The organism is Streptomyces sp. PA03-6a (assembly GCF_033792765.1).
GTDB lineage: Bacteria > Actinomycetota > Actinomycetes > Streptomycetales > Streptomycetaceae > Actinacidiphila.
In genome coordinates this window covers 1-9,805 of record NZ_JARAVK010000297.1, presented here as the reverse complement: position 1 = coordinate 9,805, position 9,805 = coordinate 1, and the positions used below count along the sequence as shown (strand labels likewise).

Annotated in this window: 7 protein-coding genes; 3 read left to right on the top strand and 4 right to left on the bottom strand. The window is 73.5% G+C overall.

Going from position 1 to position 9,805, the window contains the following annotated elements; translation table 11 throughout:
- Positions 1–939: hypothetical protein (locus PV350_RS40345; RefSeq protein ID WP_500338397.1), on the top strand; the 939-nt coding region annotated here is incomplete at its 5' end.
- Between the two features lie 9 nt (positions 940–948).
- On the opposite strand, the gene PV350_RS40340 is transcribed toward PV350_RS40345, so the two are convergent.
- Positions 949–2,691: a TIGR03767 family metallophosphoesterase gene (locus tag PV350_RS40340; RefSeq protein WP_500338396.1), complete on the bottom strand. Its 1,743-nt coding sequence runs from the start codon at positions 2,689–2,691 to the stop codon at positions 949–951.
- Positions 2,692–3,096: 405 nt separating this feature from the next.
- On the opposite strand from PV350_RS40340, the gene PV350_RS40335 reads away from it, so the two are divergent.
- Positions 3,097–6,408, top strand: a complete 3,312-nt coding sequence (locus PV350_RS40335; protein ID WP_500338394.1) for a S8 family serine peptidase — start codon at positions 3,097–3,099, stop codon at positions 6,406–6,408.
- A 61-nt stretch (positions 6,409–6,469) separates the two neighbouring features.
- Here the strand turns inward: PV350_RS40335 and PV350_RS40330 are convergent, their stop codons facing one another.
- From PV350_RS40330 to PV350_RS40320, 3 genes are read right to left on the bottom strand one after another with little or no spacing between them, the layout of a single operon-like run.
- On the bottom strand, positions 6,470–6,925 hold the full coding sequence (locus tag PV350_RS40330; protein ID WP_499511912.1) for a hypothetical protein: 456 nt from the start codon (positions 6,923–6,925) through the stop codon (positions 6,470–6,472).
- 14 nt (positions 6,926–6,939) lie between these two features.
- The gene (locus tag PV350_RS40325; RefSeq protein WP_500338392.1) at positions 6,940–7,656 is read right to left on the bottom strand and encodes a hypothetical protein; all 717 of its coding nucleotides are present in this window, start codon (positions 7,654–7,656) and stop codon (positions 6,940–6,942) included.
- Positions 7,653–8,177 (bottom strand): sigma-70 family RNA polymerase sigma factor, encoded by a 525-nt coding sequence (locus PV350_RS40320; protein WP_499516836.1) that lies wholly within the window; start codon positions 8,175–8,177, stop codon positions 7,653–7,655. Before PV350_RS40320 ends, PV350_RS40325 begins: the two co-directional genes overlap by 4 nt.
- 116 nt (positions 8,178–8,293) lie before the next feature.
- On the opposite strand from PV350_RS40320, the gene PV350_RS40315 reads away from it, so the two are divergent.
- Entirely contained in the window at positions 8,294–9,718 is a 1,425-nt protein-coding gene (locus PV350_RS40315) for an amidase (RefSeq protein WP_500338391.1), read from the top strand.
- The last annotated feature ends 87 nt before the right edge of the window (positions 9,719–9,805 follow it).

Genomic DNA, 9,805 nt, shown 5'->3' with positions numbered 1-9,805 from the left:
GACCACCTCTCCCGTACCCGGCCGACGGTGCTGTCGGCCCGGCAGTTGCGGGAGCACGGCGTCACCCCCGAGACGCTGGCCGAGCGCTGCCGTCCCGGCGGCCCCTGGCAGGAGGTGCTGCCCCGGGTGTACGTCCTGCACGGCGGGCGGCCCACCGGCGACGAGCGGGTCCGGGCGGCGCTGCTCTACGCGGGCCGCGAGGCGATGGTCACGGGCCTCGCGGCGCTCGCCCTGCACCGCTTCTCCTCGGTGCCGCCGCTGGTCGGCCTGGACCGGATCGACCTGCTGGTGACCCGGCAGCGCAGGCTGCGCGCCGTGGGTGACGTGGGGCTGGTGCGCACCACCGCGCTGCCCCGGCCGCGGGAGGTGCAGGGCATGCCGTGCGCGCCGCTGCCCCGGGCGCTGGCGGACGCGGTGGAGGAGCTGGACGACGCCCGGGCGGTCCGCCAGGTGCTGACCGAGGCGGTGCGCGGCGGCCACTGCGAGGCGACCGCGCTGGTCGGGGAGCTGAGCCGGGCCCGTCTGCTGTCCCGGCCGCACGTGGTCGAGGCGGTCGACGCGCTGGTGGCCGAGGGCCGGGCGATCGCCGAGAGCCGGCTGTACACGATGGTGCGCTGCTTCGGGCTGCCCGATCCGCTGTGGAACGTCGACCTGCGGCTGCCGGGCGGCCCGCACCTGGGCGGCGTGGACGCGTACTGGCCGGAGCACGCGGTCGCGGTGGAGCTCGACGCCCGCGTGCCCCGGCAGGAGGACGACGCCCTGTGGGGCGAGTACGCCCGCAAGCGCGAGCACCTGGAGCGGCTCGGCATCTCGGTCGTGCACATCACGCCGCGCAAGCTGCGGGAGTCCCTGGAGCAGCAGGCCACCGTCGTCCGTACGGCCCTGATGGCCGCGGCCGACCGCGACCCCGCGTCGTGGGTGGTGGTGCTCCCGCGGTGAGCGCGGCGGTCAGCGCTTCTTCAGCAGCAGCTCCACGTTGCGGTCGCCCGGCTCTCCGGAGAGCGTCGCGCGGGCTCCCGGGGAGTTGAACGCGAGCTCGCGGTAGAGGGCGGCGAGTCCGGTCTGCGACAGGTCGGTGAAGTCGGTGCGGTAGGGGGCCGCGGACTCCACGAGCGTGCAGAGCAGCGAGAGCGTGCCGTCGTGGTTGTCGGTCAGCTCGACGATCCGGGCCAGCTGCGGGTGGTCGACGTGGGAGGCGGTGGAGACCTCCCAGAAGGTGCCGTGCGGGACGATCTTGTTCTTGTGGCTGTGCCCGTTGATCCAGGCGGCGACGTTGCGGTGCCTGCCGAGCAGCGCGAGCACCTCGTCGCCACCGTGCCGCCGCTCGCTGGGGCGGGCGGGGTCGCGGATCAGGTTGGTCATCGACCAGCTGGCGTGGTGGCTGAAGACCAGGACGGTGTCGTCGGCGTGCGTGGTGAGCGTCCGGTCCAGCCAGTCCATCTGGGCCGTGCCGAGGGAACCGCGGTAGTCGCCGCCCCGGTCGGTGGTGTCGAGGCTGACGCCGAGCACGCCGTCGGAGATCCGGAACGTGTAGTGGAGCAGGCCGGAGTCGAGTTCGGCCGTCGTGTAGCCGTGGCCGACGGGACCGGCGCCGGCGTGCGCCGGGTCCAGGTGGGCGGCGATGTACTCGCGCGGGGTGACCGGTGCCCGGCGTTCGTCGGGGGTGACGGTGCGGGCGCCGGACTTGTAGCGGTTCCATGCCTGGCGGAAGCGGGCGCCCTGGGGGTCTGGCCCCTCGCGCAGGAACGCGTTGACGGCTTCGGCCTCGGCCGCAGGCAGCGAGAACAACTTGCGTGAGCCGAGCGCGAGGTCGTGGAAGAAGGACGAGGCGGCGTACGAACCCCCGTACAGCTGGTCGTGGTTGCCGATGGTGGAGTACCAGGGGACGTTCAGCCCGGGGCTGTTGAGCTCGCGGACCGCCGCGGCCAGGAAACCGGGCAGGCGGGGGTAGCCGAGCGCCTTGTCGACGTCGCGCAGGGCGGCGTCCGGCTGCCAGAAGCCCTTCAGCCCGGAGTCCTGGACGCCCTCGTAGTGGCCCGGGTCACCGGAGTCGGGGGTGAAGCGGCCACCGCTCATCACCGTGAGGAACCAGTCCAGTTCGATCCGCGAGTTGTTGTCGGTGTTGTCGCCGGTGGTCATGACGAAACCGATGGGCGTGCCGGTGGCGGGCCCGTGCCGCAGGGCGTTGACCCTCTCGACCAGGGAGACGGCGCCGGTGTTGGTGAGCGCCTCCTGGGGACGCCAGCCCGTGGAGGCGGCGGAGCGCAGGAACTCGTAACGCTGCGGGTTCTGCACGTCCGTGAGGTGCAGGTCGGTGAAGTGCACGAAGCAGGACAGGGGCGTACGGCGCCCGGTGCGGCCGCTCTTGGCGGCGCCCAGTTCGGTGCGGACGACCCGCTTCCACCCCGGGCCGTCGGCGAGCCGGCGATAGCCCCCGCTGCCGCGCGGCGAGGCGACGGACTGGAGGGTCGTGCCGGCGGTGAAGGGCTCGGCGGCGGCCGGAGCGGACGGTGCCGACGGGGCGGCACCGGAGACGGGTTCGGCGCCGGGTTCGGTGCCGGGCGGCTGCGCCTTCGCGTCGCCCGAACCGGGGACGAGGGCGAAACCGAGCCCCGCGCCCAGGGCGGTCACACCCGAGGCGATCAGGACGTTGCGGCGGCTGAGGACGGCAGCGGACACGGGACCAGACATGGCGGGTTCCCCCGGTTGACGGTGGCTGCGGCGGCACCGCGGTGCCGCTCCTCACCGGATCGTTGGCACCCGGGATGGCCTGCGGTGCAACGGAAACGGAACGTCCGGCACCCATCTCCGGACATGGATCAGCAGTCCTCCCGCCGGTCACCGGCGGCCGGTCCACAGGCGGCCGGACGCTCATCCGGTGTTCACCGACCGCCCCGGCGCCGCGCGCCCTCGCGAGCCCCGGATCACCGGACGGCCGGACGCAATGGGCCGGTTCGGGATGCTTCGCGCCCCGTGACGGGTCCCGGCTTCTTGACGTATTCGCGTCATGTCGGTCTTACGCCATCTACGGCACTCCCCAACAACCCCGCGGATGGCGCAATGTGTCGGTCAACTGGCGCCCAAATCTTGAACAGGATGCCCATGTCTCTCGATCACATACGCGGGAAGAGACGCGTGGTCCGTGTCGCGCTCGCGGCGGGCCTGGTGGCCGCGCTGACGACGACCGGAATCTCCGCCTCCACCGCTTTCGCCGACACGACCGGCGACCCGGCGGACGCGGCGGTCAAGACCGCGCACGACAAGCTCGGAACGGCCGACGCCGAACTGCTCGCCGAGGCCAAGGCCGGTGGCGACAAGAACGTCACCCTCATGATCGCCACCAAGAAGGGCTCCACCGAGCAGGTCTCGGACGAGCTCGGCGCGCTCAAGGGCGCGTCGGTAGACCGGACCTACGACAACCTCGGCTACGTCCGCGCCACGGTCCCGACGGGCAAGGCGGACGCGGCGATCACGGCGGCGCAGAAGCTCTCGTCGGTGCAGGCGATCGACCTCAAGCAGGAGATCGTCCTCGACGACCCGTCCCCGTCGGCCGACGGCGGCAAGGGGTCCTCGAAGGGCCACGGCCACGGCCACGGCTCCACCACCTACCCGGGTCCCGACGCGAAGACCCCGGCGACGAACCCCTACCAGCCGGCCTTCGAGACCGGCGCGGTGGACTTCGTCAAGGACAACCCGAAGGCCGACGGCCGCGGCGTCACCATCGGCATCCTCGACTCGGGCGTCGACCTCGGCCACCCGGCGCTGCAGAAGACCACGACCGGCGAGCGCAAGATCGTCGACTGGGTCACCGCGACCGACCCGATCACCGACGGCGACGCCACCTGGCGCCGCATGACCAACGGTCCGCGCGTCACCTACCAGGGCCGCACCTGGACCGCCCCCGAGGCGACGCAGCAGGTCACGGTCTTCTTCGAGTCCGCCACCGTCGGTGGCGACATGGCCGGTGACCTCAACCGCGACGGCGACACCACCGACTACTGGGGCGTGCTGTACGACCCGGCGAAGGGCACCGTCCGCCTCGACCTGAACGACAACGGGGACTTCGCCGACGACGCCGAGATGAAGCCGTACAAGGACGGCTTCCAGATCGGCTACTTCGGCACCGACAACCCCGCCACCGCCATCTCCGAGCGGATCCCCTTCGTGGTGCAGGTCCGCAAGGACGTCCCCACGGACCCGTACGGCGGCACCTGGGTCGGCAAGAAGGCCGACTTCGTCAACATCGGCGTCATCGAGTCCGAGCACGGCACCCACGTCGCGGGCATCACCTCCGCCAACGGCCTGTTCGGCGGCAAGATGAACGGCGCGGCGCCGGGCGCGAAGATCGTCTCGTCGCGCGCCTGCACCTGGTCCGGCGGCTGCACCAACGTGGCGCTGACCGAAGGCATGATCGACCTGGTGGTCAACCGCGGTGTGGACATCGTCAACATGTCCATCGGCGGCCTGCCCGCGCTGAACGACGGCAACAACGTCCGCGCGCAGCTGTACACCCGCCTCATCGACGACTTCGGCGTGCAGCTGGTCATCTCGGCCGGCAACAGCGGCCCCGGCGCCAACACCATCGGCGACCCCGGCCTGGCCGACAAGGTCCTGAGCGTCGGCGCCACCATCTCCAAGGAGACCTGGGCGGCCAACTACGGCTCGCAGGTGACCAAGGCGTACGACATGATGCCCTTCTCCTCGCGCGGTCCGCGTGAGGACGGCGGCTTCGCGCCGATCATCTCCGCGCCGGGTGCCTCCATCAACACCATCCCGACCTGGGAGCCCGGCGGCCCGGTCGCCGAGGCGGGCTACACCCTGCCGCCCGGCTACGCCATGCTGCAGGGCACGTCGATGGCCTCCCCGCAGGCGGCCGGCGCCTCCGCGCTGCTGCTGTCCGCGGCCAAGCAGGCCCGCATCGCGCTGACCCCGGCGGCCCTGCGCACCGCGCTGACCAGCACGGCGCACAAGATCAAGGACGTCCCGGCGTATGCCCAGGGCTCCGGCCTGATCGACATCGAGGACGCCTGGCGCCTGATCAGGGCCGGTGCCGGCGCCCACACCTACACGGTCAAGGCCCCGGTCTCCACGGCCCTGTCGCAGTTCCTGGCGACCCCGGGCTACGGCACCGGCATCTACGACCGCGAGGGCGGCCTGAAGGCCGGTCAGAGCAAGACGTACGACGTCACCATCACCCGCACCACCGGTCCGGACCGCTCCATCCGGCACGACCTGGACTGGGTGAACAACGACGGCACCTTCCGCTTCGCCGACGGCGACGACGTGCGGCTGCCGTTGAACAAGCCGGTGACCGTGCGCGTCAAGGCCAAGCCCGGTTCCACCGGTCTGCACAGCGCGATCCTGACGGTCGACGACCCCTCGACGCGCGGCACCGACCAGCAGATCCTCAACACCGTGGTCGTGGCCTCCGCGCAGGCCAAGCCGTCGTTCGCGGTCAAGGCGTCGGGCTCGGTGCAGCGCAACGGCACCACGTCCTACTTCGTGACCGTCCCCGAGGGCGCCAAGACGCTCGAGGTCAAGATGGGCGGCCTGGCCACCGGCAGCCAGACGCGCTTCATCGCGATCACCCCGTGGGGCGTCCCGGCGGACAACACCACGACGACGTTCTGCTACCCGAACTACACCACCACCAACGGGTGCCGTCCCGACCTGCGCTCCTACGCCAACCCGATCCCGGGCGTGTGGGAGATCGAGGTCGAGGCGCGCCGTACCTCGCCGGTGCTGAACAACCCGTACAACCTGACCGCGACCGCGCTCGGCGTCTCCTTCGACCCCGAGGTCCAGACCGTCGAGGAGGCCACGGTCGGCACCGCCGCCCCGGTGTCGTGGAAGGTCACCAACGGCTACGCCCCGGTGCAGGGCAAGCTGAAGGGCGGCGCGCTCGGCTCCGCCGCGGCGGCGCGCAAGACGATCGCCGACGGTGACAGCGTCACCAGCACGGTCGTCGTCCCCGCGGGCGCGTCCCGCCTGGACGTCGCCATCGGCGGCACCTCCGACACCTCCGCGGACCTCGACCTGACCGTGTCCCTCAACGGCGCGGTGGTCGGCCAGTCCGCGGACGGCGACTCGGAGGAGGCCGTGAGCATCGCCAACCCGGCGGCCGGCACGTACACCATCACGGTGGACGGGTACTCGGTCCCGGCCGGCACCACCGAGTACGACTACCGCGACGTCTTCTACTCGACGACGCTGGGCTCGGTGTCCGTGGACGAGGCGGCGACCGTGCCGCTGGCCAACGGCGCCTCCGCGAACGTCGCGGCGAACGTCCTGGTCGCGGCCCCGGCTCCCGAGGGACGTCAGTTCTTCGGCGAGGTCCAGCTGCTCAACGCCGACGGCACCGCCGCCGGCACCGGCAGCGTGCTGATCAACAAGGTCAACGCGGGCTGAACCGCGGCCACGGCCTGATCACCGCCTGAAGGGGCGGGCGCTCCCCGGAGCGCCCGCCCCTTCAGCTCTGCCGCCACTCGTACTCCTGCTCCCCGCAGCGCAGCGTGCGCGAGCGGGGCAGCGCCCGCTCCATCCACTCCCGCGCAGGGGCGATGTCCTCGCCCTGGCGGACGAAGGTGTAGCCCGCGGGCCGCAGCATCACGCTGACGAGCAGCCGGCTCCCCACGGCCATCTCGGGCTCCCCCTCCTCGTCGCGGTCGACGGGGAAGGTCAGCCGGCGGTCTGCTCGCTCCCCCTTGAGGTAGCGGTCCACCTCCATCCGCACCGACACCCGGTCCGGTCCCTCCCCGGGCGTCACCCGCAGCACCGTCCCCTCGGCGACGAGTTCGGTGCAGGCCAGCACTTCCGCGTCGGTGCTGCGGACCGACTCGGAGTCGGTCTCGCCGGTGCCGGTCCCGCAGCCGGCGAGCGCGAGCAGCGCGGCCGCGGTGAGGGCCGGTCCCGTCCTGCGTCCCATGTCCTTCACTCCTCTCATCCGGTGTCGCTCTCGCACGGCAGGCCCCGGGAGGCCGCAAGTGCCTTCTCCATCCAGGCGCGGGCGGAGGCGATGTCCGCGGCGCCCTCGTACAGGTCCACCGGCTCGCCGGGGAGGACGGAGACCATCACCAGGACCCGGGAGCCGGGTCCGGGGGGCGGGGCCACGTCGTCGTGGTCGTCGTCGACGTGGATCGTGAACGTCAGCCGGGGGTCGCCCACGGCGGGCTTGAGGCGGCGGTCGACGTCCATCACCACCCGCAGGTCCCCCGGCCCCCCGGTGGGCGTCACCTCGCGCACGGTGCCCTCGGCGATGTCGCGCGCGCAGGCGACGATGCCCTCCGGCGTGGACTTCGCGTCGCCCGCCGCCGAGCCGTCGCCCAGGGCGGCGTTCCTCGCCAGGACGACCCCGGTGACCCCCACCACGCCCGCCACGACCGCGGCCAGGCACAGCGCGAGCGCCCTGCGCCCGCGGGGGCGTCGTTCCACGGCCGGTGCCGGCCGTGCGGCAAGCGCGTCGCCGATCAGCCGCACGTGCGTGCGCAGCAGGGCCACGTCGGCGCGTGCGGCTTCGTACGCCCGGTACGCCTCGCTGTCGCCGGGCACCTCCGGCGGCACGTCCGCGAGGGCGGCAGACAGTGCCTCGTCCGTCGCGTCCGCCTCGTCCGTCTGATCCGCTGCGTCTGCCCTGTGCTCGTTCCCGTTCATCGTCACACCACCTCCTTGGTGTGCAGCCGGCCGCGCAGCGCGCGGACGGCGGCGTGCAAACGGCTCTTGACCGTGCCCTCCGGGACACCGAGCGCCGTGGCGATCTGCGCCACTGGCAGGTCCGCGTAGAAGCGCAGCGTCAGCACCTGCCGCTGCTGCGGCGGGAGTTCCTGCAGGCCGTCGGCGACCGCCAGGGCCAGCACATGCGCCTCTCCCCCGCCGTGCCGGGCCTCGTCCCGGGGCGTCAGGGCCGCCAGGCGTTCGCCGAGCCGCTGCTGACGGCGGCGCGAACGGTGCCAGTCCATCGCCACGTTGGAGGCGGCGACGGCCGCCCACGCCCCCGGGTCCCGCAGCGGCTCGCGGCCGCCCGCCCGGTGCTCCAGCAGCTTCAGCCGCACCTGCTGCACCCCGTCCTGCAGGTCCCCCGCCGGCACCCCGCCGAGCGCCAGGACCGCCCGTACGCGATCGAGGTGCTCCGGCGCGAGGGGGTCCTCCCCCTCCCCCGGCCGGGACCTCCGTCTCAGCAGCGCCACGCCCCGCCCCTCCCCTTCCGCGATTTCCCCTATGACGCGGCAGCGGCGGAAAACGTTCACCTCACCGTTCACCTCACGTCCGGTCCCGAGGCAGGCCCTAACCTGGCGGGGTGTCCGCCCCTCATGAACTGACGATGCTGGAGCAGGCCGCGGCCATCCGGGCGGGTGCTCTGTCGCCCGTGGAGCTGACGGCCCACTACCTCGACCGGATCGAGCGGCTCGACCCCGTCCTCGGGGCCTACCTGACCGTCACGCCCGAACGCGCCCTGGAGGACGCGCGGCACGCCGAACGCGTGCTCAAGGAGGGCGGGCGGCTGCCTCCGCTGCTCGGCGTGCCGGTGCCGGTGAAGGACCTGACGCCGGTCGCCGGGGTGCGCTTCACCTCCGGATCGGCGGTCTTCGCCGACCGGGTCGCCGACCAGGACGCCCACCTCGTGCGTCTGCTGCGGGACGCGGGGACCGTCCTGACCGGGAAGACCAGCACCCCCGAATTCGGGCTGCCCGCCTACACCGAGGGCACCGTGGGCCCGCCCGCCCGTACCCCGTACGACCTCGCGCGCGGCGCCGGCGGCAGCAGCGGCGGCGCGGCCGCGGCCGTGGCGGCCGGGCTCGCGGCGGCGGCGCACGGCAGCGACGGGGGCGGCTCGATCCGCATCCCGGCGAGCTGCTGCGGGGTCGTCGGGCTGAAGCCCAGCCGGGGCCGGGTCAGCCCCGCGCCGTGGGGCGACGGGAGCGGACTGGCGGTCAACGGGCCCCTCGCGCGCACAGTCCGCGACACCGCCGCCCTGCTCGACGTGCTGGCGGTGCCCGCGCCCGGAGACCCCTTCCGGCTGCCGCCGCCGGAGCGGTCGTTCCTGCAGTGGTGCGAGCAGGAGCCGCGCCGGCTGCGGATCGCCCGCTGGGCGGTGCCGGACGTCGCGGGCGTACGGGTCGACCCGCAGGTGCTGGCCGCGTACGAACGCACCTCGGCACTGCTGGCCGGGCTCGGGCACGAGGTCGTGGACGTGCCGCAGCCGCTCGCCCCGGGCGACCGCGACGCGTTCACCCCGGTGTGGGCCGTGCTGGCGGCGCTGACGCCCGTGTCACCGGAACGGGAGCGGGACCTGCTGCCGCTCACCCGCTGGCTGCGTGCCCAGGGGCAGGACGTGGGCGGCCTCGACTACGCCCGCACGCTGGGGGTGATGCAGGGCGTGGGCCGCAAACTGGCCGAGGCCGCCGAGCCGTACGACGCGGTGCTCACCCCGACGCTGGCGCAGCTCCCCGCCCCGGTGGGCGCACTGCGCGACGACGCCGACCCGGAGGCCGACTTCGCGGCGCAGCTGGCGTTCACGCCGTTCACCGCGCCCTGGAACATCGCCGGGCTGCCCGCGGTGTCGCTGCCGCTGGAGTGGTCCCCGGCGGGGCTGCCCATCGGCATGATGCTCGGCGCCCGGCACGGCGAGGAGGGTCCCCTGCTCGCACTCGCCGCCCAGCTGGAGGCCGCGTCTCCCTGGCGGGCGCGTACCGCTCGCGCGTTCGACCTGCCGTTCGCCTGAGCATCGGCGGCCCGGGGTGCGTTCGGGTGCGGGCCGGTTGTTCGTGTGCGGGCCTTGCGCCTGCGGCGGGCGGTTTCCCCGCCCGCC

Bases quoted from the DNA above. Each gene is read 5' to 3' on its own strand.
- PV350_RS40340 (WP_500338396.1), bottom strand. From the start codon at position 2,691: ATGTCTGGTCCCGTGTCCGCTGCCGTCCTCAGCCGCCGCAACGTCCTG.
- PV350_RS40335 (WP_500338394.1), top strand. From the start codon at position 3,097: ATGCCCATGTCTCTCGATCACATACGCGGGAAGAGACGCGTGGTCCGT.
- PV350_RS40330 (WP_499511912.1), bottom strand. From the start codon at position 6,925: ATGGGACGCAGGACGGGACCGGCCCTCACCGCGGCCGCGCTGCTCGCG.